The sequence below is a fragment of the Yoonia sp. R2-816 genome, from assembly GCF_046762905.1.
In the GTDB taxonomy this organism is placed as follows: Bacteria; Pseudomonadota; Alphaproteobacteria; order Rhodobacterales; family Rhodobacteraceae; genus Yoonia.
On record NZ_JBKQXN010000350.1, the window covers coordinates 21,770 to 47,399 of the forward strand.

The 25,630-nt window shown below is 61.1% G+C and carries 20 protein-coding genes; 10 read left to right on the top strand and 10 right to left on the bottom strand.

Going from position 1 to position 25,630, the window contains the following annotated elements:
* Positions 1 to 18 precede the first annotated feature (18 nt).
* From ACFWW2_RS26035 to ACFWW2_RS26050, 4 genes are all read right to left on the bottom strand, one after another.
* Positions 19 to 3,174 (bottom strand): ATP-binding protein, encoded by a 3,156-nt coding sequence (locus ACFWW2_RS26035; RefSeq protein ID WP_393933472.1) that lies wholly within the window; start codon positions 3,172 to 3,174, stop codon positions 19 to 21.
* Positions 3,171 to 4,934 carry a trypsin-like serine peptidase gene (locus tag ACFWW2_RS26040; protein WP_393933474.1) on the bottom strand — a complete coding sequence of 588 codons (1,764 nt, stop codon included), beginning with the start codon at positions 4,932 to 4,934 and terminating at the stop codon, positions 3,171 to 3,173. Before ACFWW2_RS26040 ends, ACFWW2_RS26035 begins: the two co-directional genes overlap by 4 nt.
* Before the next feature lie 8 nt (positions 4,935 to 4,942).
* Positions 4,943 to 6,577, bottom strand: a complete 1,635-nt coding sequence (locus ACFWW2_RS26045) for a S8 family peptidase (protein ID WP_393933476.1) — start codon at positions 6,575 to 6,577, stop codon at positions 4,943 to 4,945.
* Positions 6,578 to 6,721: 144 nt separating this feature from the next.
* Positions 6,722 to 8,719 carry a hydantoinase/oxoprolinase N-terminal domain-containing protein gene (locus ACFWW2_RS26050; protein ID WP_393933478.1) on the bottom strand — a complete coding sequence of 666 codons (1,998 nt, stop codon included), beginning with the start codon at positions 8,717 to 8,719 and terminating at the stop codon, positions 6,722 to 6,724.
* A gap of 82 nt (positions 8,720 to 8,801) precedes the next feature.
* Between ACFWW2_RS26050 and ACFWW2_RS26055 the strand changes: the two genes are divergently transcribed.
* Both ACFWW2_RS26055 and ACFWW2_RS26060 read left to right on the top strand, forming a co-directional pair.
* Positions 8,802 to 10,073 carry an acetylornithine deacetylase/succinyl-diaminopimelate desuccinylase family protein gene (locus ACFWW2_RS26055; protein ID WP_393933653.1) on the top strand — a complete coding sequence of 424 codons (1,272 nt, stop codon included), beginning with the start codon at positions 8,802 to 8,804 and terminating at the stop codon, positions 10,071 to 10,073.
* Between the two features lie 212 nt (positions 10,074 to 10,285).
* Entirely contained in the window at positions 10,286 to 10,783 is a 498-nt protein-coding gene (locus ACFWW2_RS26060) for a hypothetical protein (protein ID WP_393933480.1), read from the top strand.
* Between the two features lie 144 nt (positions 10,784 to 10,927).
* Here the strand turns inward: ACFWW2_RS26060 and panC are convergent, their stop codons facing one another.
* Together panC and panB are read right to left on the bottom strand one after the other, a co-directional pair.
* On the bottom strand, positions 10,928 to 11,785 hold the full coding sequence (gene panC / locus ACFWW2_RS26065) for a pantoate--beta-alanine ligase (RefSeq protein WP_393933482.1): 858 nt from the start codon (positions 11,783 to 11,785) through the stop codon (positions 10,928 to 10,930).
* Entirely contained in the window at positions 11,782 to 12,606 is an 825-nt protein-coding gene (gene panB, locus ACFWW2_RS26070; RefSeq protein WP_393933484.1) for a 3-methyl-2-oxobutanoate hydroxymethyltransferase, read from the bottom strand. The genes panC and panB overlap by 4 nt, the downstream gene beginning before the upstream one ends.
* Positions 12,607 to 12,996: 390 nt before the next feature.
* On the opposite strand from panB, the gene ACFWW2_RS26075 reads away from it, so the two are divergent.
* The 8 genes from ACFWW2_RS26075 to ACFWW2_RS26110 all read left to right on the top strand — a co-directional run bounded on the left by ACFWW2_RS26075 (position 12,997) and on the right by ACFWW2_RS26110 (position 21,614).
* The gene (locus ACFWW2_RS26075) at positions 12,997 to 14,472 is read left to right on the top strand and encodes an ABC transporter substrate-binding protein (RefSeq protein ID WP_393933486.1); all 1,476 of its coding nucleotides are present in this window, start codon (positions 12,997 to 12,999) and stop codon (positions 14,470 to 14,472) included.
* A 102-nt stretch (positions 14,473 to 14,574) separates the two neighbouring features.
* Entirely contained in the window at positions 14,575 to 15,519 is a 945-nt protein-coding gene (locus ACFWW2_RS26080; RefSeq protein ID WP_393933488.1) for an ABC transporter permease, read from the top strand.
* Entirely contained in the window at positions 15,516 to 16,331 is an 816-nt protein-coding gene (locus tag ACFWW2_RS26085; protein ID WP_393933490.1) for an ABC transporter permease, read from the top strand. The genes ACFWW2_RS26080 and ACFWW2_RS26085 overlap by 4 nt, the downstream gene beginning before the upstream one ends.
* Complete coding sequence (locus ACFWW2_RS26090; protein WP_393933492.1) at positions 16,328 to 17,923, top strand: ABC transporter ATP-binding protein; 1,596 nt, start codon at positions 16,328 to 16,330, stop codon at positions 17,921 to 17,923. The genes ACFWW2_RS26085 and ACFWW2_RS26090 overlap by 4 nt, the downstream gene beginning before the upstream one ends.
* The gene (locus ACFWW2_RS26095) at positions 17,904 to 19,346 is read left to right on the top strand and encodes an aldehyde dehydrogenase family protein (RefSeq protein WP_393933494.1); all 1,443 of its coding nucleotides are present in this window, start codon (positions 17,904 to 17,906) and stop codon (positions 19,344 to 19,346) included. Before ACFWW2_RS26090 ends, ACFWW2_RS26095 begins: the two co-directional genes overlap by 20 nt.
* A gap of 6 nt (positions 19,347 to 19,352) precedes the next feature.
* A complete protein-coding gene (locus ACFWW2_RS26100) occupies positions 19,353 to 19,877 on the top strand; it encodes a hypothetical protein (protein ID WP_393933496.1) in 525 nt (174 codons plus the stop codon).
* Positions 19,874 to 20,611 (top strand): SDR family oxidoreductase, encoded by a 738-nt coding sequence (locus ACFWW2_RS26105; RefSeq protein ID WP_393933498.1) that lies wholly within the window; start codon positions 19,874 to 19,876, stop codon positions 20,609 to 20,611. Before ACFWW2_RS26100 ends, ACFWW2_RS26105 begins: the two co-directional genes overlap by 4 nt.
* On the top strand, positions 20,595 to 21,614 hold the full coding sequence (locus ACFWW2_RS26110) for a P1 family peptidase (protein ID WP_393933500.1): 1,020 nt from the start codon (positions 20,595 to 20,597) through the stop codon (positions 21,612 to 21,614). The genes ACFWW2_RS26105 and ACFWW2_RS26110 overlap by 17 nt, the downstream gene beginning before the upstream one ends.
* Before the next feature lie 204 nt (positions 21,615 to 21,818).
* Here the strand turns inward: ACFWW2_RS26110 and ACFWW2_RS26115 are convergent, their stop codons facing one another.
* From ACFWW2_RS26115 to ACFWW2_RS26130, 4 genes are all read right to left on the bottom strand, one after another.
* The gene (locus ACFWW2_RS26115; RefSeq protein WP_393933502.1) at positions 21,819 to 22,691 is read right to left on the bottom strand and encodes a hypothetical protein; all 873 of its coding nucleotides are present in this window, start codon (positions 22,689 to 22,691) and stop codon (positions 21,819 to 21,821) included.
* 128 nt (positions 22,692 to 22,819) lie between these two features.
* On the bottom strand, positions 22,820 to 23,812 hold the full coding sequence (locus ACFWW2_RS26120; RefSeq protein ID WP_393933504.1) for an ABC transporter substrate-binding protein: 993 nt from the start codon (positions 23,810 to 23,812) through the stop codon (positions 22,820 to 22,822).
* Positions 23,813 to 23,855: 43 nt separating this feature from the next.
* Positions 23,856 to 24,707, bottom strand: coding sequence for an ABC transporter permease (locus ACFWW2_RS26125; RefSeq protein ID WP_393933506.1), 852 nt, complete (start codon positions 24,705 to 24,707; stop codon positions 23,856 to 23,858).
* Complete coding sequence (locus tag ACFWW2_RS26130) at positions 24,704 to 25,624, bottom strand: ABC transporter permease (RefSeq protein ID WP_393933508.1); 921 nt, start codon at positions 25,622 to 25,624, stop codon at positions 24,704 to 24,706. Before ACFWW2_RS26130 ends, ACFWW2_RS26125 begins: the two co-directional genes overlap by 4 nt.
* Positions 25,625 to 25,630 lie beyond the last annotated feature (6 nt).

Sequence of the window (25,630 nt, forward strand, 5' to 3'; positions counted from 1 at the left end):
CTGAAATCTCCTTTGTGATCAAATACGGTCGAGATTGAATTGGTGCGCGGCCAGAATGGCGAGCGGGGCCGCGACGACCATGGGTACATCTGCCTTGGTCAGGTGTTTATACGCCTCCAGCACTGCGGCGCGCGGGCTGTCCGCAGCCTCCGGCAAATCTGCGCTCATCACTGTATTGTATCGCCTGCCATATCTGCGGACGAGGCGGGCTGCATCGCCGTCATCAGGCATCCAGGCGGTCAAGGCAGCGCGCGCCTGTTCGACCGAATTGGCATCTGCCAGAAGGTGATCCATGAGGGCAACTGCACCGTCATCCATACCCGCCACCTGACCTGTCCAGCCCTCGGGTGGAGTCGATCCGTAGGACCAAACCCCCGCAACTGTCCGCCGCCAGCGCTCCGCCGCGGCGGCGATCAGCGGCAGATCAGGCAACCGGTGATAGGCTGTCAGCCCACCAGCAAATTCTGCAGTTAACCCCAACCCTTCGGCCACATCGATCTTGTCAGCAATCCCGTGCAGGATCGTGTCCGACAGGAACTCCCACCGGGTCAGACCTGGTGCGAACAGGCGCGCAACCTGTGCAATGTCGGGCCTTTCCTCCGCCTCCTGCAGCACCCCGAACAACGGGGCGCGGGCGGCCAGAAAACTGCCATAAGGGTTCAGCGGCATGACGGCATAGATCCCGGAATATGCGCTTTCAGCGATCTCGACCCCCGTCCGGCTGCGCAATCTGTCAGCGTCATAGACGGCGGCGCGCCCCGCCTCAGGCTCTGATGGTTCCATCAGATGCGCCACATGGCCAATGGTGCGATCGATGGGTACAAAGCGACCACGGGCAACCAGCAGCGCAAAATCCAGCGCCCCCCGTTCCATGCCAAAAGCGGGCGGGTTCTGGATCAGATCAATGGCGAAATCCGGAAGCGCCTGATCGCGGATCGCATCGACCACAACGTCAAAATCGAACTCTGCCGCGATTTCAAGCATCAGGCGGCCACGCACATGATCCTTGTCATCAAGGACGCGGGCCAGGACATCAAACCCCATTGTGGGCCACAGACGCTCAACCGCACTCCACCGACCCGCCAGCCATTGCTCGCAGATCACAAGGATGGCGGCGTCGGATGCAATGGGGAACGGCGCGTCAAAGCTTTCCTCAACGATATACTGCGCCTCGCGCACATCGCCGCGTTCCAGCATCATATGCAAATCGGTCAGGGCGCGTTTATCTGGCGTTCGAACAGTCCCGGGCGCATCGAAGATCAGCCGGTCGAACTTTGATGACCAGGCAATGGTTCTCGACCCCGGCGATGCAGGCGAAAACGGCTTGATGAGGAAGCGATCAATATCTTCAAAGGTCAGTTCCGACGGCTCCGCTGATGGGAGCCGATCATTGGTGGAAGGCGCCTCTGCCCGCCCGAAATCAGAGCGGTTGCCTCGCGCCTGCAACACCAGATCGCGGGCCAGATCGGGCAGATCATCCAGCATCGGCTGAGTGAATGCCGCGGCTTCCGTTGGATTGACTTCTGGTGCCGGATCGCCGGCGCGCATCAATTGCAGCCTGTGATAAAGGGCCTGCTCTGGATCGCGGCTGTCAAACCACGCGACAGCGGCCCGATTGATTGCGGCCATGGTCTGCGGATCATCGGCGTAGATCAAAGGCAGGAAAGCCGCCCGCACATCGCTGCGGTGGCTGATCCAGCCTGCGTTATCCCGTTCGACCAGCCAATGATGGGTTGCCAGTGTCTCCAGCATGTTGGCGGCGGCGGCCTCGGTCATCTCAAGACCCAAGGGCGGCGCGACAACGTTCTGCAGGGTTTCGAGATTGATGGCCCGCAATGTCAGACCCTGATTGGCCACGGCCCGCAGATCTTTGGGCACCCGCGACAGGATTGCCCGGTAAAGGTATCCACCAACCGTTGTGACATCCGCCTCATCCGGCAGGTCATCGGTGCTGATGCCTTCCTCTGACAATGCCCGCCCTGCAAGCGTCAGCAGTAGCGGGTTGCCCTTGGCCAGCGGCAGGATGCGCGGCCAAAGCGCCGGATCGACCCCCCGTTTTTTCAGCAACGCCTCCGCTGCCCAGTCCTCCAGCCCGCTGAGTGCGGTATGTTTTTTCATCCGGCGGGGGGCCGGGGCAAGTGCGTCACCCCGGCCAGCCGAAATGATGGTGACCCGCTGCATTCCGTAATCCAGTAGCAGATCAAGATGTTCAAACAGCGTGATGATATGTGTCTCGCCCCGGCCACGCAGGACTTCAAGCGTATCAAGCACAAACAGAACCGTGCGGGCGCTGTCATTGGCGACTGCCGCCAATCCGCGCAACAGTTTGCGGGGCAGTTGGCGCATCTTGGTGGCCGGGCGGGACTCCAGACGCTCTGCCGCGCTTTGCTGGCGAAGCTTGCGTAGTTCCGGTGCAGCGGCAGGTACGGCATCGGCCATCTGGCGCGATATCTCTTCAAAAAGCGCGTATGGGTTCAGGACATCCAGTGCTGCGCGATCAAAATCCAGCCGGATCAGGATCGGTTTATGGGCCAGTCGGGCAGACTGGATCACCTTTTCCAACAAATAGGATTTGCCGATCCCCGGCAGACCCGAGATGTGCCAACTGCGCAAGGGTTGTTTCTGTTGCGGATGGGCCAACCAATCCGCCAGATCGCGCAAGGCTTCTTCGCGGCCAAAGAAGCCTTTTTCCAATATCTCATCATTGCGACGCGATTGTTTCTGGCCGTTCAATGCAGCGCGCAGGGCGACAAGCTGTTCATAGGCAGGCGCGTTGGGTCCCGCCTGATCCAGCGTTGCCGCAAGTGCTGCAAGATCGGTATCACCCGGTTCGGCCATCAGGGCATCCAGTCTGTCGGGCTCAAAGTCACCCACCCCCTCCAGCGCCTGTTGCACCGGTGTGAGCGTCGTGCCAACGCCAAGCCCTGTGCGGCCCTTTTCAGCCGCCAGAACCTTGCGCCGGGGGCTGGGGCGCATGATCCAGTGATCGCCGTCAACAACGCAATCCTCGCGCAACAGGGACAGAACGTCGATCATCAGAACTGGATCAGACAGATCAGCCCCTTCCGTCACCTCGGCCATCAGATCGGCCGGGCGAAACCGTTTCTGAAGCGCTGCCGACAGACGGGCGATATCCAGCATGGCCTGCACCTGAAGGGACAATTCCTGCATCATTGGCCGATACTCCGCGTTGCTTCGTCCCGGATCACGTCCGAGATTCTTCTGAAATGCCTGGGATCAAAGAAATGACCCAATGTCGTCTCCACCCCCTGAACCGCACGCCTGGCAATAAAGGCAACAACATCCGGCGACCACGCCAGACCCAAAGCGCGCGCCATTTCGGCGATGCTTAGCTTGACGTCGTCGATTGTGACATTCTTCAACTCCTCCACGATCAGGTTGGGACGCGTCATACGGCGGGCATCCGCCACTTCGGTGCTCAGCGCATTCACCAGGCCAAAGGTTTCGTAACCCGCAATTACCAGCCGCAAATGCGGATGCGTCATCACCGCCTGCACAAAATGTTCAAGTTGCACCTGTGTTTCCGCCAGCAAACCGGTTGGCGGATTATCCACATAAATCCAGATTGTCTGGTCTGCGTCCTTTGCAGCCATATCAAGCCTGTCCACCAGCCGCCGCACCCGATCATCGTCATGCGCCACATCGGTTGTCTGGCCATCGGCCACACCCTGCGCCGCCACCGGCGCATCGCCAATCGCGGCGATTTGATTGATATGGGTCACCAGATCGGTCACCCCCAAATCCATGGGAACGCGCAGGATACGATATTTGGCATTGCTGGCGCGCAGGAACTGATCCAGCAGATCGTGGCTGAAACTCAGCCCGGTCGTCACCTCTGGGTCCATCCGGCGGACCCAGATACCGCGCAGGCTGGGCGGGTCGTTTTCGACCATGGCGGTGATGGCATCAAAGAACTTGCCGCGCCCGATCACCACATGGCTGTCCAGCGTCCCATCCAGCGACCACAGATATCGCGGCGGCTGGTCGGATTTCAGCGCCTCTTGAAACGCATCGTTGGCGGCAATCAGATCATAGGGGACGATCCGGCGGAACGGGCCAAGACGGCCTTGATGAATGCCCAAAAATTCAAAATTCCCGCTAAAGCCCGGCCCGCCCGACGATCCTTCGTCAGCCTGCGCATTATGGGGCACCCGGATCTCGGCCAGGTCGTTCCGGGTGATATCGCCAATGGCCAATCCGTTTTCGACCCCATTGGGAAAATGCACAAGAAAGAACCGATCGTGACCGTTCCAATGGCTTACCGGGTTGGGCAGTTTCACATGGCTGTACCAGCGGCCCAAGGGCGGATCGACGCGCAGCAAAGCCACATCCAGATGATCCGCGGCCTGATCAGCCGGGGGCAGAGCGCCGCCATGTTCGTCCGGATGACAGGGCAGCGCAAAGACCTTGCGCGCAGGATAGCTATGCGCATCAGAGGCAATCACCTCGACCTTGGTGGCGATCGCCGGGTCTAGCGCCGCCTCGATCACATGGGCTGCTGTCAGGACAAGCCGGGGCGAGACAAGCGCGCCGCTGCCCATCACCTGCCCACCCACCTTGATCCGGCAGCGAAAGGCATGGCTGCGGGTTGCGAAATCCGCGAGATCAGCATGATCCACCGCACCGTCATCAGGGCCCTGCGCCAACCCGTCGAGCAGGTCGTCAAACGATGTCAAAGCAACGCCACGGCCCTGCAGGAAAGCGGCGAATTCACCGTCTGTCCCGTGCTTTTCCAGACTGGCCACCAGCAATGTGGCCTGATCCTGACCGGTCAGATCGGCCTGCACGGCAATGGCGTCCATGCTCAGATTGCGCGCGTCACCGGCATAGATCACGGCCAAAGCCTCTTTGATCAGGTCTGGCCTGGCCGCCAAGTGAGGACGCAATGCATCAGCTGTCAGCGCGTTGGTCATGGTACACCCTAAAGGGTCCGAAGTACCGATTTCAGGACCGGTTTGTCAGCCAGTGCGGCAGCAAGTTCATCGCTGGGGCGATTTGCGCCCACAGCGGCCTCATTATCCAGACTTTCGGCTGCCCGCGCCTTGGCGCCTGCACGATGTGACAGCCATAGGATTTCGCCGGCAAATTCCGCCAGTTCGGCGCCGAAATCCTCCAGCGCATCGGGATCATGACTGGCCAGATGGGTCTGCAGCACACCCAGCGTCGATGTCACCCCGGCAGGGCCCGGCACCGTGCCTGCCACTGCCTCGGTTCCCGGTGCCAGCGGGGCATTCAACGCCTTTTCTGCATCCACAACGCCCGCCCCCAACGTGTTTGATCCATTCCAGACAGCAGGTTTCTGGATGTTATGGGTCACGCTGCTGTTGAACAAAGCCTGCACTGTCGTTCCCGACGCCTGCGCCTTGGCCCGCAGTGCTGCGCGGCCCCCGTGACGGGCGACCCAGCAGGCTGCCACACCCGCCGTCAGCGACGTAGCAAGGGTTGTTCCCTGCGACGCCTTCACCCCGTTATCGGGGTCGGTGGCCGCATTCTTGGCGGCCCCCCATACGTTTTCGCCCGGGGCGGCGATTGTCACCTGCAGCCCCTGGCCTGACTTGGCCCATGGTTGCAAAGACTGGGTCAATGCGGCTACCGCTGTGCATATGTCGTTGGCGGCATAGGCGGCGGGAAACACCACCTTTGGCCAGCAGTTGCCAGCCGCGCACACGACCACAAGCCCGGCATCCGCAGCCATCCGCAGCGCCCGCTCGGTCGAGGCGACGCGGGTAGGGCCGCCCAGCGCCATTGCAATCACATCAGCCCCGTGATTGATCGCATGGGCAATCGCCTTTGGCAGGGTGGACTGGCGGAAATTGACAACGGATTTGATGGCGCGAATGGGCAGGATCTCGGCCTCTGGCGCAGAGCCAACAACAGCACCGTTATTGGCCACATTGCCGTCTTCATCCACATCGCCGCGACTGGCGACCACCGAACAGACCAACGTGCCGTGTCCTGGGTTTTTCAGAAAACCGCTGCTGAACTTGTCATGGGCATCCGTACCTCCCTCGACCAGATTGAGTTGATCGGTCTGCCGGATCGCGCCATTCAGCTCCTGATGGGTGGAATAGCCTGTGTCGATCACGGCGACCGTTGCCCCTTGGCCCCGGCTTTTGCGCCAGGCCTGTGGGGTGTGGATGATCTTGTGCGGCCAGCCAAAGGGCTGCAGGTTCGTCCGATCGGTTGAACACAGATTGCCAAAGCTTTCGGCATCTGTGGCCGCATCCACCGCCGCCGCGCCATAGATACTGTCGGTCAGAACCGGGTTCGCCTCCAGCGCGTCGAGTGCCGCGCGCAATTGGCGGGCAAGCGCGAAGATCTCAGGTTCTTGCCCGCGCTCGCGAATGCCTTCAAAGGCCGCAAACAGAAACTGATCGGTATCGCCGCCAAAGGCTGTCGTGACAGATACGGGCGCGTTGGGCAGCTGCTCTGTTATTTGCGCTTCGACTTCTGCGGGGTTTTGCGGTTCGGTAAAGACCAGCTCAATAATGATAGGCTCGCTGCCTGCCGCAGCCTCATTTGCCGTCAATACCTGATACGCGTCACGTAATGTCATGACCAATTTCCTCGTTAAAAATGACTTCGCTCAAATTGCTGCGCGGAGTGTAACACAAAAATATGGCTGTGTTTACTATACGTAAACAATAGCGAGAAATCTAGTGAATTGAGAGGTTTGCGCAGGCTGTGGATCGCCGAATCGCTATGTGCTGGCGATGCGCGGGCGACCACCCGCTGTCACCTTGATCTGGGCGGAGACGAAAATCTGCTGCCCTTCAACTTCAGCCTCGGCCACGTCACGTTCAACGCGAAAATGGGGTTCATCAACGCCCGACGCCTGCGCCTTGCGTCCGGCCTCCCGATGCAATGCTGCCTCCAGCGCTGCCATGGCGGCGTTAGAGGTGTCATATCGGGCGGGCCCGTCCGGCAGATGCGCCACGAAAGTACCAGGTCCCGTGCTGGTCACCGAACCGCTGACATGCATCGCCACCTGTCCCACAACAGCCCCTATCGCATTGGCCACACCAGCATGGTCGGGCAGGATTGTCTGTGTTCCCAGCCTGTCCCCCACCGGCCCGTAATAGCTATGGGCCGATGCCCCCAGCCCGATCAGCGGCAGGCCCAGCGACATCTGCACATTCACCAAACCGTGCCGCCGATCCAGCCCCGCATGGATCAAGGGATGCCGGGCAAGGGCGGCCGGATCGTCCCAACCATCCTCGGCAAAGGCCGCCTGCATCACGCAATCGACGGTCTGTGCGGTCAATTGATCAACGATCATCTGGGCCATCATGTCGGGCCCCGCCGCAAGACGCTGACCTGCACCCGTCCTGCGACGGGCAGCCAGGCTTAACGCCTTGCGCGCCGCTGCAGCATCCCATGTATCAAGACGACCGAGTACATGGGCCGCATCCGATGGGGTGATCCCTGCCAGCATGACCAGACCGCGACTAACCAATCGGCGCAGCGCCGCCATTTCAAACCGCTTCTGCGCGGCCTGTCCCAACCGCATCGGCCCGGCGCGCAGCCGATCCACGATCAGCGCCTCGCGCTGGTCCAGCCCGGTTGGTGCATCCCCCCAGACCGGGATCACAAATTGCCCATCATCCACCGGCGGCACATCCTGCGCCAAGGCGCGGTCCAAAGCATCATGCACAAGGTCGGGATACACCGTCGCCGCAAGCGACATTGGCATGACCCGGCGCGGCCCCAAGGTCAGCCCGCCTGCCAGACCGTCCGTCAGATGCACCTCGCTATCACCGCCCAGACCCGTCGTGCGCATCGCCACTGCCTCAACCATCGTGCGGTAGGGGCCAACACGCGCGCCTTGCGGGTCAATCAGCGGTTTGCCATCACACAGCAGGCAGATATCGGTCGTGGTGCCACCGATATCGCTGACCATGGCGTTTTTCACGCCAGTCAGCCAACTGGCCCCGGCGACAGAGGCGGCAGGGCCACTCAGGATCGTTTCAATCGGCTTTGCCCGGGCCACAGCAGCCGACACCAGCGCCCCATCCCCCCGCACCACCATTAAGGGGGCGGTGATGCCCAGATGGGCCAGATGCCCTTCGCAGGCTGTAATCAGGTGATCAATCATGCCAATCAGGCGCGCATTCAACACAGCCGTCAGCGCCCGTTTCGGGCCACCCAAAGCCTGCGACAACTCATGGCCGCAGGTCACCGGTTTGCCTGTCACCTCGCGGATCAGATCGCGGGCAGCCAGTTCATGCGCCGGGTTGCGCGCGGCGAAGCTGCCGGCAACGGCAAAGCCTGTGACACCATCCTCCAACGCCTCTAACGCTGTGGTCAAAGCGGCCCGATCAAACGGGGCCTTTTCATCTCCGCTATGATGATGCCCGCCCGCAATTGTGATCACCGGATCACTGCCCAGCGCCTCGGCCAACCCGGCACGCCCCAACTCAGCCGTGTCGAACCCGATGGCGACCAGGGCGACCTTGCCCCCCTGTCCCTCGACCAGCGCATTGGTGGCCAATGTGGTCGACAACGACACCATGGCAATCTGGTCGGGCGACACCTCTGCCTGGCCAAGTGCTGCATCAATCGCCGCACCAACGCCAATTGCCAGATCAGGCCGCGATGTCAGCGCCTTTGCCGATGCGACAACCCAGTCCGCAGCTTCGTCCAGCACGACGGCATCCGTATAGGTCCCGCCTGTGTCCACACCCAAAAGAAACGCCATCGCCAAAACCCTGCTGCCTGCCCGCCCTGATATGCATGATTTGGCGATTGTGTCGATGCGTTCCTTGGCCAATAGTCAGGCCATGACTGACTTGAGCCAATCCATTACCGACCGGCGCGACGATCTGATCGCGCTGACACAGGACCTGATCCGCATCCCAACGCTGAACCCGCCCGGCGACAACTACCGCGAGATTTGCGAGTTTCTGGACAAACGCCTGCAAGGCAGTGGATTTCAGACCGAGCTGATCCGCGCCCACGGCACCCCCGGCGACAGCGACAAATATCCGCGCTGGAATATCGTGGCGCGACGGGAAGGCACCGCAAAAGGCGATTGCGTGCATTTCAATAGCCATATCGACGTGGTCGAGGTCGGGTCCGGCTGGACGACGGACCCGTTTGGCGGTGACCTGATCGACGGGAAAATCTACGGGCGCGGCGCCTGCGATATGAAGGGTGGGCTGGCGGCCTCCATCATCGCCGCCGAAGCGTTCATCGCCACCCACCCCGATTTTGCGGGCGCCATCGAAATCTCCGGCACCGCAGACGAGGAATCCGGCGGCTATGGCGGCGTCGCCTATCTGGCCGAACAGGGCTATTTCGATCCCAAACGCGTTCAGCATGTGATCATCCCCGAACCGCTGAACAAGGATCGCGTGTGCCTTGGGCATCGCGGCGGCTGGTGGGCAGAGATCGAGACATTCGGCGAAATCGCCCATGGCTCCATGCCGTTTCTGGGCGATTGCGCGGTCCGGCATATGGGGGCTGTGCTGACCGAATTCGAGGACAAGCTCTACCCCGCCATGGCCACCCGCACGACGGACATGCCGGTGGTGCCGGAAGGGGCGCGATCATCAACAATGAACATCAACTCCGTCCATGGCGGCCAGCCGGAACAGGATGCGGACTACACCGGCCTGCCTGCCCATTGCGTGCCCGACAGTTGCCGGATCGTTATCGACCGGCGGTTCCTGGCAGAGGAAAACATCGACGATGTGCGCGGCGAAGTGACCAAGCTGCTCGAAGACCTCAAGGCCAGCCGCGACAAGTTCGACTATGACCTGCGCGAGATCAACGTGGTCCTGCCCAGCATGACCGACCGGGACGCGCCGGTGGTGCAGATCGTGGCCGCGCAGATCGAGCAAGTGCTTGGCAAACCTGCGGAATTCGTGGCCTCGCCCGGGACTTACGACCAGAAACATATCGACCGGATTGGGAAGCTGAAGAACTGCATCGCCTACGGGCCGGGGATTCTGGAACTGGCGCATAAGCCGGATGAATATGTTGGGGTTGAGGATATGCTCGACAGTGCCAAGGTGATGGCGGGGGCGTTGGTGGATATTCTGCTGCGGTAAGGTGGCTCAACACTGACAGCTCCGCGTAAAACTGAAACTTGTCCTGGCGACATTCACTCCCAAAGTCGATGTAAGAGACCTTATACGCGATCGCCGCCTCACACGAACATGCGAACTGTCTCCAAGACGGTTCACAAGCCTTGCAAAAAAAGCGCTAGCGGGCATTTCAACGCTGACCTATTCTTCGCGAGATCCACCTCATGGAGAGTCCGATGCTTCAAAAACTACTTTCTATCACGACCTCAATTTTTATCACAGGAAGCGCTTTGGCCCATGAGGTCAGTGTGGACACCCCTTTTTCGCCGAAAGAAGAAATCGCCGGTGTGGATTTCCCTCCATATGCCCTTGATGCATTTTATGACGGCGAAGCGGGGGAGCTGTTTAGCCGGTCGGAATGCTATATCTCGCAGGATCGATTGCGGAATTACGCGATTGGGCAATGGATTGAAAACCCGACGGAGGATCCAGAAAGACTGGTATGCGCAATAATTATGCTCGCTGGTGGTCCACAACGCCTAATCGATTCCGGAGCTCGGGCACCGCACCCCGACTTTTTGAAAAGCACGACACTAAGCGTCCTACTCTTGGCCGATATATTCCGTGCACCGTACAATTTGAGCGCGGTTGAGGCGATTAGCGGCACCCTTGTCGTGCTCGGAGGATTAAGTCCAACAGACAGGCGTGCGCTTCTCAGAGCCGTTTTGGAATAGAGGCGGAACAGAGCCGAGGCAAATCGGAAAAATCATTGCTCGAGATCAGGCAAACCGCAACTCCGTGGCGTGTAGCAAGCATTTGTTCATACATGCTCTGCCCCAGGCATCACCTCGATAAGGCTGTCCCCCACGTGGCTTTAATCAGCCCGCCGACAAACCTACCGCCATATTATCAATCAACCTGACCCCAGCCAGCCAGGCTGCCGCAAACAACCGGGCATCCGGCTTGGTTCGATCCAGTAGTGACAAATCCCCGCCGTCCCGCAGTTCCAGATAATCCACCTCGTTGAAGCCCGCGGCCAGTATCCGCGCTTTGGCGTCATCGACGATGTCACGCATCGTCGCCCCTTCCAGCAGTTGCGCGCCCATATCCTCCATCACTTCGGCCAGCACAGGTGCCTTGATCCGTGACCGGTCGGACAGGAGCAGGTTGCGCGAGGACATGGCCAGCCCGTCCTCTTCCCGGATGGTTGGGCAGCCGACAACTTCGATCGGGATATCCAGATCGGCGGCGAGGCGGCGGACGACCTGTAGCTGCTGGTAGTCTTTCTCGCCAAAGAACGCGAAGTCGGCGGAGGTCTGCAGGAACAGCTTCGATACCACGGTCGCAACACCGTCAAAATGGCCGGGGCGGGCAGCACCGCAGAGCATATCCGTCAGCCCCGCGACACTGACGTTTGTCGCAAAACCATCGGGATAGATCTGTTCCGGATCAGGGACATAGATCAAGTCGACGCCAATCGATTCCAGCTTGCGCGCGTCGTCTTCCTCGGTCCGCGGGTAGCTGTCCAGATCATCGGGGTTGTTGAACTGCTTGGGGTTCACGAAGATCGTCACGATCACCCGATCGCAACGTTCGCGGGCAGCGCGGGCCAGCGACAGATGCCCCTGATGCAGCGCGCCCATGGTGGGGACGACGCCAATGGTTTCGCCTGCCTTGCGCCAGATGGCGGTCTGCGCGCGCAGGTCCGCCAAAGTCCGCTTGATGGGCGCGATCACTTGGGGGCCTCGTCCGCGAAGACATGTTCTTTGCCGGGGAACTTGCGCGTCCGCACATCGGCTGCATAGGCGGCAATCGCCGCAGTCCCGTCATCGCCCAAATGTGCGTAACGCTTGACGAATTTCGCCTTGAAGGCGGTGAACAGCCCCAGCATGTCATCGACGACCAATATCTGCCCGTCGCATCCTGCGCTCGCCCCGATGCCGATGGTCGGGATCGGCACGCGGGCCGTGATTTCGTCGGCCAAACTCTCTGGCACTTTCTCCAGCACCACCGCAAAGGCACCCGCTGTTGCCACCGCATCCGCATCGGAGAGGGCTGCATCGCGCGCGTCGCCGCGCCCTTGCACCTTGTAGCCGCCAAGCGTGTTGATGGATTGCGGCGTCAGCCCGATATGAGCCATCACCGGAATGCCACGCGCCACAAGAAAGGCAATGGTTTCAGCCATTTGGGTGCCGCCTTCCAGCTTGACCGCACCAGCCCCAGTTTCGGCCATTAGCCGCGCAGCGTTGTGAAACGCCTGCTCCTTGCTTTCCTCGTAAGACCCGAACGGCATGTCGATCACCATCATGGCCGAGGTCAGCCCGCGCGCGACAGCCTGCCCGTGCAGGATCATCATTTCCATCGTCACGCCAAGGGTGGATGGCAGCCCGTGCAGCACCATGCCTACACTGTCGCCGACCAGCACAAAATCGCAATGCTCATCCATCATCTGCGCCATGGGCGTGGTGTAGGCGGTCAGGCTGACAAGCGGTGTGCCACCCTTGGCGGCGCGGATATCATCGGGGAGGGGGGCACGTTTTTTGGCGGTGGCGCTCATGGTCTTTCCCTTTCCTGTTGGGCGGGAATTACCAGTCGGCGAGGTGCGTTTCTAGCGCAAATGCATCTCCGGAACGGGGCGTCAGATAGGCGCGCGGCGGGCGTTGCGTTGCCCCCACCGTACGGTGGTTTTCGCGATTTGCGGCGAATCTTGGGTTAACGCCTTATTTTGCTGGGAAATGCCCGGTCGGCATTGCGTCGGATTTGCGTCGGCAAAACGTCGGACCCCAGTTCGGCATTATGGGGGATTAAGCGGGCGTGCGGTGGGGTTTGTTAAGGGGCGTTAAGGATTGGGACATGATGGGTGAATCACCCATCCTACGGTCATTTGCAGGGGACTTGATTTGCCCCAACGTTAGGTCAACACTCATCCCGACAACAGGGGGACATCATGTATCATTTCAAACGCTTTGCCGCTTCGGCTGTTATCGGTCTTTGGGCCACGACCGCGCTGGCGCAGGACAGCATTACCGTGGCCATTCAGTTGGAGCCGCCGAACCTTGACCCCACGGGCGGGGCCGCGCAGGCGATTGATAGTGTGCTTTATGCCAATGTGTTCGAAGGGCTGACCCGGTTTGATGCCGATGGCGCGATTATCCGGGGGTTGGCACAAAGCTGGGATATCTCGGATGACGGGCTGGTCTATACCTTCAACCTGGCTGCCGGGGTGACGTTTCATGACGGCACGGCGATGGATGCGGAGGATGTGAAGTTCAGCCTTGATCGCGCAAGGGCCGAGGACAGCACCAATGCGCAGAAGGGTCTGTTTGCGGGGATCGCGGATGTGAACGTAGTGGACCCGCTGACCGTACAGGTGACGCTGGACCAACCGAACGGGAATTTTCTGTTCAACATGGCCTGGGGGGATGCGGTGATTGTGGCGCCCGAAAGCATTGAGAACATCGCAAGCAATCCGATTGGCACGGGTCCCTTCACATTCACCGATTGGGTGCAGGGCGACCGGATCGAACTGATGCGCAATGCCGATTACTGGGGTCCCGCCCCGGCGCTGGAAAGCGCGACGTTCCGGTTTATCAGCGATCCGACCGCTGCTTTTGCTGCCGTGATGGCCGAGGATGTGGATGCGTTCATCGGCTTCCCCGCGCCAGAGAACCTGCCGCAGTTCGAGGCTGATCCAAGGTTCCAAGTCTTGGTGGGTAATACCGAGGGCGAGACGATCCTGTCCACCAACAACAAGATGCCGCCGTTTGACAATGTGCTGGTCCGGCAGGCCGTGGCCCATGCCATTGACCGGCAGGCGATCATTGACGGCGCGATGTTTGGCCTTGGTACGCCGATTGGCACCCATTTCGCGCCACATCATCCCGATTATGTCGATCTGCTGGCCAATTCGCCGCATGATCCCGACCGCGCGCGGGCATTGCTGGCCGAGGCGGGGTTTGCGGATGGCTTTACCACCACGCTGAAGCTGCCGCCGCCGTCCTATGCCCGGCGCGGGGGCGAGATTATCGCCGCTCAGCTGCGCGAGGTGGGGATCGAGACCGAGATCACGAACCTCGAATGGGCGCAGTGGATCGAGGAGGTGTTCACAAACAAGGATTTCGGGCTGAGCATTGTCAGCCATACCGAACCGATGGATATCGGCATCTATGCCAATCCGGACTATTATTTCCAGTATGACAACCCGGATTTTCAGGCGCTGATGGAAGAGCTGAACGCGACCACCGATCCGGCGGGGCGGAGTGCGTTGCTGGCCCGGGCGCAGACGATCATTTCGGAGGATTACGTGAACGGCTATCTGTTCGAACTTGCGGTGGCGACAGTGGCCAAGGCGGGTGTGCAGGGCCTGTGGGTGAACCAGCCGACGGCGGCGGTTGATCTGACCGGGGTGTCGTGGTCTGAGTAGAGCGCCCGCCCGGCGGCAACGCCGGGCAGCCCCCGACCGCCCCCCAGGGCGGGGGCTTCACCCCCACCCGCGGTCGGGGCCCGCCCTCAGTACATTGAACATATGATCCGCTATGCCCTTGGCCGTCTGACATCGCTTGTTATCAGCCTTTTTGTGGCGTCTTTGGTGATCTTTGCGGTGATCGAGGTGATCCCGGGCGATCCCGCCGCCTTCATGCTGGGGGTGAATGCGAGGCCCGATACGATTGCGGCCTTGCGGGCGGAAATGGGCCTCGATCAGTCGGTGGTCACCCGGTATTTCGACTGGGTGACGGGGCTGTTGCAGGGGGATTTCGGGCAAAGCTGGACCTATAAGACACCGGTTGCCGACCTGATCGCGGATCGCATCTGGGTGTCGCTGCCGCTGGCGATTTATGCGCTAATCCTGTCGACCCTTATTGCCTTTCCCGCCGGTATTTATGCCGCCAGCAGGCGCGGCGGACCCGGTGACATCACGATCATGGGGGCGACCCAACTGGGTGTCGCCATCCCGAATTTCTGGTTCGCGATGATCCTTGTGCTGATCTTTGCGATCAATCTGCGCTGGTTCAGCGCAGGGGGCTTTCCGGGGTGGGGTGATCCGTTGCAGGCGATCAAGGCGCTGACGCTGCCTGCCATCGCGCTGGCCTTGCCGCAGGCGGCGATCCTGGCGCGCGTCATGCGATCGTCCCTGCTGGACATGCTGGGTGAGGATTTCATCCGCACTGCCCGCGCCAAAGGGCTGACCCGCAGGCAGGCCCTGTGGCGTCATGCCGTGCGCAACGCGCTGATCCCCGTGCTGACGATCATAGGGCTGCAGTTTTCGTTCCTGCTGGCCGGTGGCATCATCATTGAGCAGGTGTTTTTCCTGCCCGGTCTGGGCCGGCTGATTTTCCAATCCATCAGCGCCCGCGACCTGATCGTGGTGGAAAGCGTGGTGATGCTGTTGGTGTTCACCGTCATCGTCGTCAATTTCGCGGTCGATCTGGCCTATGCCGCTGTTGACCCTCGACTGAGGGCGCGGGCATGAGCCGTAACCTGATCATCGGTATCTCGCTGACGGTGATTTTTCTGGCGCTCGCGGCGGTGTCATTTCTGTGGACGCCCTACGATATCGAGGCGCTGGATATTCCGAACAAGCTGCAAGGCCCGGGTGGGGCAAACCTGTTGGGGACCGATCATTTCGGTCGCGATATTCTGTCGATGATCATGATGGGCGCGCGCACGTCGATTGCGGTGGCGCTGGTTGCTGTCGGCATCGGGATGGCGATTGGTATTCCGCTGGGGTTGCTGGCCGCTGCAAGGCGCGGGTCGTTGCTGGATGAGCTGATCATGCGCGGCAATGATCTGGTGTTCGCGTTTCCATCGCTGGTGATTGCGATCCTGATCACGGCTGTCTTCGGGGCGTCGGCGGTGAATGCGATTATCGCCATCGGCATTTTCAACATTCCGGTTTTTGCCCGGCTGACGCGGGGGGCCGCCCTGCCGTTATGGGAGCGGGATTTCATTCTGGCCGCCCGTGTTTGCGGCAAATCGGCGGCGCGTATTTCGGTCGAACATATCCTGCCCAACATCACCAATCTGATGATCGTGCAGGGGACGATCCAGTTTTCGCTGGGGATACTGGCCGAGGCGGCACTGTCCTATATCGGCCTCGGCGCGCAGCCGCCGACAGCAAGCTGGGGCCGGATGCTGGCGGATGCGCAGACGCTGGTCAGCATCGCTCCGCACACCGCGCTGGTGCCGGGTTTCGCGATCCTCTTGATGGTGTTGGGGCTGAACCTGCTGGGGGACGGGTTGCGCGACTGGCTGGACCCGCGGATCAGGGTGGCGCGGGTATGAGCATTCTGGCGATCAACGGCCTGTCCCTGCGGATTGGTCAGACCGAGATTTTGCAGGATGTGAGCCTGTCGATGCAGCATGGCGAGATTGTCGCGATCACGGGCGAGAGCGGATCGGGCAAATCCATGACGGCGCTGTCGGTCATGGGGTTGTTGCCGCGCGGGGCGGTGGCGCAGGGGCAAATCCTGCTTGATGGTGTGGACATCCTGCAAACTCCGGAATCGGATCTGTGCCAGATGCGTGGCAATGCAATGGGCATGGTGTTTCAGGAGCCGATGACGGCGCTGAACCCGGTGCAGACGATTGGCGCGCAGGTCGCGGAGACGATCCTGATTCACGAAAAGACAACGAAGGCCGAAGCGCATCAGCGCGCTGCCGCGATGCTGGAGCGGGTCGGGCTGAAGGTCGCCCCGACGCGGTATCCCCATGAGTTGTCAGGCGGGCAACGCCAGCGCGTCGTGATCGCGATGGCGATCGCGCTGCGGCCGAAGCTGCTGATCGCGGATGAACCGACAACGGCGCTGGATGTGACCACGCAAGCGCGCATCCTGGACCTGTTGCAGGACCTCGTACGGGAATTCGATATGGGGCTGTTGCTGATCACTCATGATCTGGCTGTGGTGGCCGATGTGGCCGATCATATTGTTGTCATGCAGAAGGGGCGCGTGGTCGAGGCCGCGCCGACGGCGCAGTTGCTGGCCAATATGCAGCATCCCTATACGCGGGCCTTGTTTGAGGCGTCGGGCCATGCTGTCCAACTGCCGGAACGCGGGGGTGTCGGGCAGCTTTTGTCGGTGCGCAATGTGGTGCGTGATTATCCAGCGCGCCGGAAAGCCCTGTTGGGGCCGCGCCCGGTGGTCAGGGCGCTGGACGATGTCAGTTTTCAGATGGACCATGGCGAGCGCGTCGGGCTGGTGGGCGAAAGCGGGTGTGGCAAATCCACCCTGACCCGCGCCATTCTGGGGCTTGAGGAGGTGCAGGGCGGGGAAATCCGGCTGGATGGCGAACCGGTCTTTACCCATCATCGCCCGAACCTTGCGGTGCGGCGGCGGATGCAGGTGGTGTTTCAGGACCCCTACAGCAGCTTTAATCCGCGCCACCGGGTTGACCGGCTGATCACCGAGCCGTTTCACCTGCTGGATGATCCGCCCCAAGGCAAGGCGCGCGCGGCGGCGATTGGAAAGGCGCTTGGCGATGTCGGGTTGTCGTCGGGCGATGCGGGCAAGTATATCCACGAATTTTCCGGGGGTCAGCGACAGCGTATCGCAATTGCCCGCGCCCTGATTATTGAGCCGGAACTGATCATCTTTGATGAGGCCGTGTCAGCATTGGATGTCTCTGTCCGGGCCCAAGTGCTGGACCTGATTGCCGATCTTTGCCGCAAGCGCCCGCTGGCGTATCTGTTTATCAGCCATGATTTGTCTGTCGTGCGCACCGTCACGGACCGGGTCATGGTGATGCAGGCGGGCAAGATCGTGGAACAGGGTGAGACGGAACAGGTGTTCACCAATCCCCAGCACCCCTACACGAAGACCCTGATTGCCGCTGCACCGAAACTGCCGGAGTTGTCCCATGCCGTTGAAACCGTTTGATATTCCCGAGGCCGCGCATCTGATCGAGGGGGCTTGGTTGAGGGGCGATACCCCGATCCAAGTCACGAACCCGTCTGATGGTGAATTGCTCACCACCATCGCGCGCGGCACCGCTGATGACGTTGATGCGGCTGTTGCGGCGGCGCAAGAGGCCCGCGATGGGGATTGGGGCCAGATGACCGCGTTGGAGCGTGGCCGCATCCTGACCCGGCTAGGTATTCTGGTGCTGAACCATCGCGAGGCGCTGGCGAAGCTGGAAGCGATGGATGTGGGCAAGCCGCTGGCGCAAGCGCGGGCGGATGTGGTGGCGCTGGCTCGATATATGGAGTTCTACGGCGGTGCGGCGGACAAGATCACAGGCGAGACGATCCCGTATCTGGACGGCTATACCGTCTATACGCTGCGTGAGCCACATGGGGTGACGGGCCATATCATCCCCTGGAATTATCCGATGCAGATCATTGGCCGGTCCGTCGGTGCCGCGCTGGCGATGGGCAATGCCTGCGTGCTGAAACCGGCGGAAGATGCGTGTCTGACGGCACTGGCCTTTGCCGCGCTGGCAATGCAGGCGGGGCTGCCTGCCGGTGCGTTGAACGTGGTGACCGGGCTGGGGGCCGAGGCCGGGGCCGCGCTGGCCGCGCATCCCGGGGTGCAGCATATGTCGTTTACAGGGTCGGTCCGCACGGGGGAGGCGATACAGGCGGCGGCGGCGCGCAATGTGATCCCGGTGACGCTGGAATTGGGCGGTAAGTCCCCGCAGCTGGTGTTTGACGATGCCGATCTGGACCGCGCGCTGCCGTTTCTGGTGAACGCGGGCATCCAGAATGCGGGGCAGACCTGTTCGGCGTCGAGCCGGATACTGGTGCAGCGTGGTGTGTATGATCAGGTGCGGGATCGGATGGCCGGCGCTTATCGCGATCTGAAGGTTGGCCCGGCGATGGAGGATCTCAATGTCGGCCCGCTGATCTCGGCTCGGCAAAAGGAGATTGTGGAGGGATTTCTGGCGCGGGGCGCTGACCTGACCATTGCCGCGGAAGGACAGATCGTGACGGATGCACCGGGCCATTACGTGCCTCCCACCCTGTTTGCAGATGTCCCGCCGGACCATGTGCTGGCGCGCGATGAAATCTTTGGCCCGGTGCAGGTCATCATTCCGTTCGAGGATGAGGCAGAGGCGCTGGGTATTGCGAATGGCACAGATTACGGGCTGGTTGCGTCCATCTGGACCCATGATGGGGGTCGGCAGATGCGGTTGGCGAAGGCGCTGCGGTCGGGGCAGGTGTTCATCAATAATTACGGGGCCGGAGGTGGTGTGGAACTGCCTTTTGGCGGCGTCGGCAAATCGGGGCATGGGCGCGAAAAGGGGTTTGAGGCGCTTTACGGGTTTTCGACCCTGAAGACCGTGGCGGCCTGGCATGGGTGAGCCGCGTTGAAATGGGTTTTGTTTCCCCTCCTGATCGTCATCGCTTGTCTGGCGGCGGGGCTTTATGGGGCGCTGCATAATCAGATCAGCTATGCGGTTGCGCCGGAATATTTTCACGTGCTGAAATTCCCGCAATTCGGCATCCCTGCGGATTTGCACAACCGGCTAGGTGCAGCCGTGGTCGGCGCGGCAGCCAGTTGGTGGATGGGCTTGGTGATCGGGGTGCCGGTGATGGCGCTTGGGCTGCGCATTCAGGGCAATGCCCGGTACTTTCGGACCGGGATGCGCGCAATCGGGCTGGTCATCGGGATCTCGGCCATTTGCGCGATCACAACGCTTGGCCTGCTGACCCTGATCGCAACTCCGGAGCTTGCCGCACAATTCAATCTGCCGCCCGGTGTGATCGACCGGGTTGCGTTCCTGCGGGCGGGGGCGATGCATGAGGGCAGCTATGCCGGTGGTCTGCTGGGCCTTTTGGTGGCGTTGTTCTACACTTACCGGGTCGGACGGAAAGCGGGGACGGGACAATGAGGTTGAACGGAAAAACGGCCATCGTCACAGGGGGCGGCTCAGGCTTTGGCGCGGGCATCGCCCGCAAATTCGCTGCCGAAGGAGCGCAGGTGATTATCGCCGATATCAACGCCGATGGCGCGCAGCATGTGGCGGATGAAATCGGCGGGCGCGCCCTGACCTGCGATGTGTCCGACGGGGCCTCGGTCAACTATCTGGCAAAGACGGTGCTGGGTTCCGGGCCGCTGGATATTCTGGTGAATAACGCTGGTGTCACGCATCTGCCCAGCCCGATGGAGGATGTCAGTGAGGCGGATTTTGACCGGGTTTTCAACGTGAACATGAAATCGGTCTACCATATGGCGCGCGCCTTTGTGCCCCATTTCAAGGAACGCGAAACCGGGGCGATCCTGAATATCGCGTCCACCGCCGGAGTGTCGCCGCGGCCCCGGCTGAACTGGTACAATGCCTCCAAGGGATGGATGATCACGGCGACCAAGGCGATGGCGGTGGAACTGGCCCCGCATGGCGTGCGGGTGAACGCGCTGAACCCGGTAGCGGGGGAGACGCCATTGCTTGCGTCCTTCATGGGCGAGGACACGCCCGTGATGCGGGCGAAGTTTCTCGCAACCATCCCGCTGGGTCGATTTTCGACGCCCGAGGATATGGGGAACGCCGCCTGTTTTCTGTGCTCGGACGAGGCCAGCATGATCACCGGCGTGGCGATGGAGGTGGACGGTGGGCGCTGTATCTAAAGGACCGCGAAACCTGATCACCGATGTGGCCGGGCTGCGCGTCGGCAATGCGCAGGACGATGGGTTGAAATCCGGCAGCACGGTGCTGGTGGGGGACAAGCCGTTTGTGGCCAGCGTGCATGTGATGGGCGGCGCGCCGGGCACGCGCGAGACCGATTTGCTGGCCCCGGACAAGACCGTGGCGGCGGTGGATGCGCTGGTGCTGTCAGGCGGTTCGGCCTTTGGACTGGATGCCTGTTCCGGTGTGATGGATGGGTTGCGCGCAATGGGGCGCGGCTATGCCGTCGGGGCGATGCATATCCCCATTGTGCCAGGTGCCATTATCTTTGATCTGATCAATGGGGGTGACAAGGATTGGGATGAGAACCCCTATCGGGCCTTGGGTCGTGCCGCATTGGACGCGGCGGAAGATACATTTGCCTTGGGCTCTGTCGGGGTAGGCACCGGGGCCATGGCTGCGATGCAGAAGGGCGGATTGGGGTCAGCCTCGATGGTTTTGGCGGACGGCACAACGGTCGGCGCGCTGGTGGCCGTGAATTCATTGGGCAGCGTGACAACGCCCGGCGACCGGCATTTCTGGGCGGCCCCGTTCGAGATGGAGGGCGAATTCGGCGGCATGGGCCCCGACACGGCCGCAGGGCTGGTCACACCCCAATCCAGCCGCAAGGAAAAGGCGATGTTCATGCACGCGACGGGGCAGTTTGCCAATACGACAATCGCGATTGTCGCCACCGATGCCCCGTTGAGCAAATCACAGTGCCACCGCATGGCGGTGGCGGCCCATGACGGGCTTGCGCGGGCGATTGTCCCGGCGCACACGCCGCTGGACGGGGATCTTGTGTTTGCCGCATCAACAGGAACAGGCGACATTGTTGACCACCAGGCCATGCGAGATATCGGGGCCGCTGCGGCGATCTGCCTGAGCCGGGCGATCTGCCGGGGGGTGTATGAGGCGACTGCCGCGGATGGGGATATCATCCCGACCTACCGCGAGATGCTATGACACGTTGCCAAGCGTTGCCCAGGCAGAGGCGCGGATTAGACCCCGCATGCTTTCATGTAATCTCTCTATTAGCGAATATCGTCATCACAGCGCTGGTATTTTGACACCGCGTTGAAGGTAAAACAGCGCCGGGCGCTGTCCTTGTATGAGTTTCGGGATCAAACCCGGGACACGGTCACGCTTCGATAAACACCCGACGCATGATCACTCGGTCGAGTCTTTTCCGCGCATGCGGGCACGGCGCAGGTCCCGGATATCCTTTGTGGTGAGACCGCTCTGTTCCCCTTGATGGCCGGGCTTGCCTTGCGGCACCTGCGCGTAACGTTCCCATGTCAGCACGGCGGTCGCGAAATACCAGCTGGATGCCCAGGCCATGATGAGCGTGCCGCGCAAGGCGGTGAACGGGGCAAAGTCCGTGTCCCATGGCAGGCTCTCACCTTCGACAATGGCCCAGATCATGGTGACGATCAGGCCAAAGCCCGTCCAGACTTCGCCAAAGATCGAGAAGATATGACCGCTGAACAGCCAAACCGCCATGACGATCATCAGCCCGATCACGCCTTGGCCAAACCCCGCAAATGCCTTGTAATTCCAGCCGCCCAGGCCTGTCGATGCAGCGGCAGCCGTCAGGGGGACAGCAAAGGCGGCGGTGGCGAATGCAAGCGGCGCAAGGACCGCTAGGAGCGCCGCGCTCCAATAGGGTGACGCGCCGAATAGCCCGGCAAACAGACCAACCGGATCAATCGTCAGCCCCGCCTGCTGTACCAGCCAGAATACTGCCGACATGAAGAGATTAAGGATGATCCCGACACCGAGGAAAATAACGCTGAAGTATAGGCACACCGTCAACAGCGTTCCGCCGTCGATGCCTTGGGTATAGCCGCGGGCCGCGAGGGCACAGCGCAGACCCATCACCGTCAACCAGACGCTGATCATCCCAGGCACAAGCCAACCGATAAAAGGGATTATGCTGGCGAAATGGAAGATGATCGAACCGATCGCCAGGAACGGCATCAGCATCAGATAGCGCCAGAAAGTGGAAAATGAGAGTGGAAGCGATTGTATAAAAATGGGCATGGTAATTAGGTAAGTACTACTGCCTTTTTTTCAAAAGGCGGGGCCCTAAGTCATTGAAAACACCAGCTGCGCAAAAGACAGGCGGGCGCCGCCTATCGCGGCGCCCGCCCAAACCGTCGTTGGTCCGTTTAGTTCAGCGCCTGATCGGTGATCATGCTGGTCCACGCCCCTTCGGGCTGGGCCGTGATCACAGGATCGGACCCACCGGCCAGCAATGTGTCGACGGTCCGCTGGAAATCCGCCGGATCAAGCGACCCGTTGGACCCCGCCGTCAGCTTGGCAATCTCGCCCATCATGCGGATCTGCGCGGCCTCTGACTGCGCCCCGGTTTCATCATTGTCGAGCACGATACCTGCGGCCTCTTCGGGGTTCTCCTCGGCCCATTTCCAGCCTTTCATCGATGCGCGCACAAAGCGGACCATCTTGTCCACGAACACGGGATCTTCGAGGTTCTCCTCAAGCACATAAATCCCGTCCTCAAGGGTGGCTACGCCCTGATCCTCGTATTTGAAGGTGATCAGTTCATCCTCGGACACGCCCGCATCCAACACCTGACCATACTCATTATAGGTCATGGTCGAAATGCAGTCAGCCTGGCGCTGGAGCAGCGGATCGACGTTGAAGCCTTGCTTAAGCACGGTCACGCCATCCTCGCCACCATCGGTCGGGATGCCGACCTGGCTCATCCAACTCAGGAACGGGTATTCATTGCCAAAGAACCAGACGCCGATGGTCTTGCCCCGAAAATCCTCGACCGTTTCGATACCCGTGTCCTTCCAGCAGGTCAGCATCAGGCCCGATGTCTTGAATGGCTGCGCGATATTGACCACGGGCAGCCCCTTTTCACGGGCGGCAAGCGCGGAGGGCATCCAGTTCAGCATCACATCGGCACCGCCACCGGCCAACACCTGTGGCGGGGCGATGTCGGGACCACCGGACAGGATGGTCACGTTCAGCCCTTCCTCTTCGTAAAACCCCTGATCCTGGGCCACGTAATAGCCCGCGAACTGGGATTGGGTCACCCATTGCAGTTGCAGCGTCACGTCATTGGCGTGCCCGTCCGCATGGGCTGTCCCGCCCAGACCTGCGGCAAGTGCTGCGGCAATCAGTAGTCTTTTCATATTGACCTCCAAGTCAGTTATGCGCCCACTTTACGGGGCTTGGTTATTTCCTTTGCGACGGGTGCCAGAATGTCACCCGGCTTTCGATCCATGCCATGACCCCATAGAACGCGCTTCCGGCGATCGCCGCCACCACAATTTCAGCCCAGACCAGATCTAACGCAAGCTGACCGACCGAGGTCGATATCCGAAAGCCCATACCGACCGTGGGTGAGCCAAAGAATTCAGCAACAATGGCCCCGATCAGGGCAAGCGTGGTCGCGATCTTCAGCCCGTTGAAGATGAAGGGCATGGCTGCGGGCAGGCGCAGCTTGACCAGGGTCGGCCAGTATCCGGCCCCATAGGTGCGCATCAGGTCGCGCTGCATCGCCGATGTGTCGCGCAGGCCGGCGATAATGTTCACGAAGATGGGGAAGAATACCATGACGCCAACAACGGCGGCCTTCGATTCCCAGTCGCTGCCCAGCCACTTTACGAAAATCGGGGCCGTGCCTACAATCGGCAGGGCGGCCATGAAGCTGCCGACCGGCAAAACACCCCTGATCCAGAATTCCGACCTGTCCGCCAGAATGGCGATAACAAGCGCCGCAAGCGCGCCAAGGACATAGCCGGTCATCGCGCCCTTGATCACGGTCTGCTCGAAATCGGCCCAGAGCAGCGGCAGTTCCTGCGTGAACCGTTCTGCAATGGCGGTGGGTGGGGGCAGGATCACCGGGCTGACCTCGAGCAGCCGCACCAGCATTTCCCACATGATCAGGATCGTCAGGCCGAAAATGGCGGGGACAAGCAGTTTGACCAAACGGGTCTGGGCCGCGGCAGAGTTGGCCAGACGACTGTTGATGAACCAGCCAGCGCCCCAGACGGCCAGCGCCCCGATGATCGCCGTGCCGGTCATGTTGCCTGCATCCCCATGCGGCGCAGGGTCATGCGTTCAATCGCACTGAAGAGGCCCACAAGTGCAGCCGCCGTGATTGCGGCCGCAAAAAGCGCCGCCCAAGTCACCAGCGGCTGCCCATATTGATCCCCCACCAGCATTCGGGCACCAAACCCGGCCCGCGCACCGGTGGGCAGTTCAGCCACAATGGCGCCCACCAATGACGCCGATATCCCGATCTTGAGCGAGGCGAAGAGATACGGCACGGAGGCCGGCAGGCGCAGTTTCCAGAACCCCTGGGCGGGGCTGGCATTGTATGTCCGCAGCAGATCCATCTGCATCGCATCGGGGCTGCGCAACCCTTTGACCATGCCGACAACCACGGGAAAGAAGCTCAAATAGGCGCTGATCACCGATTTCGGGAACAAGCCCTGAATGCCAATCGCCCCCAGCATCACGATGATCATCGGGGCGAGCGCCAGAATGGGAATAGTCTGGCTGGCAATCGCCCAAGGCATGACGCTCATGTCCATGGCCTTGTTATAGACAATCCCGACCGCCAGCAGGATGCCCAGCGTCGTGCCAATGGCGAAACCCAGCAGCGTGGCGGACAGCGTCACCCAGCCGTGATAAACTAGCGACCGGCGCGACGTGATTTTCTTGGCAAAGATCGTGTCCCACATTTCCGCCCCGACCTGATGCGGCGACGGCAGGCGCGGGCGCTCCAGATTATATGTCTGCCCGATCAGCGCCGGGTTTTTCAGGGTCAGCCCAAGCCCGGAATAGGCCTGTCGTTCCGCCGGGGTTTCCGGCGACACAACCAACCCGTCCCGTTGCGCCTGATCAGCGGTCAGATGCATGTTCATTGGCACCACGGCAACGACCCAAACCAGCAGGATCGCACCAATAACGGTCAGGATCGGCAGCAATGATTTCACGCAGGA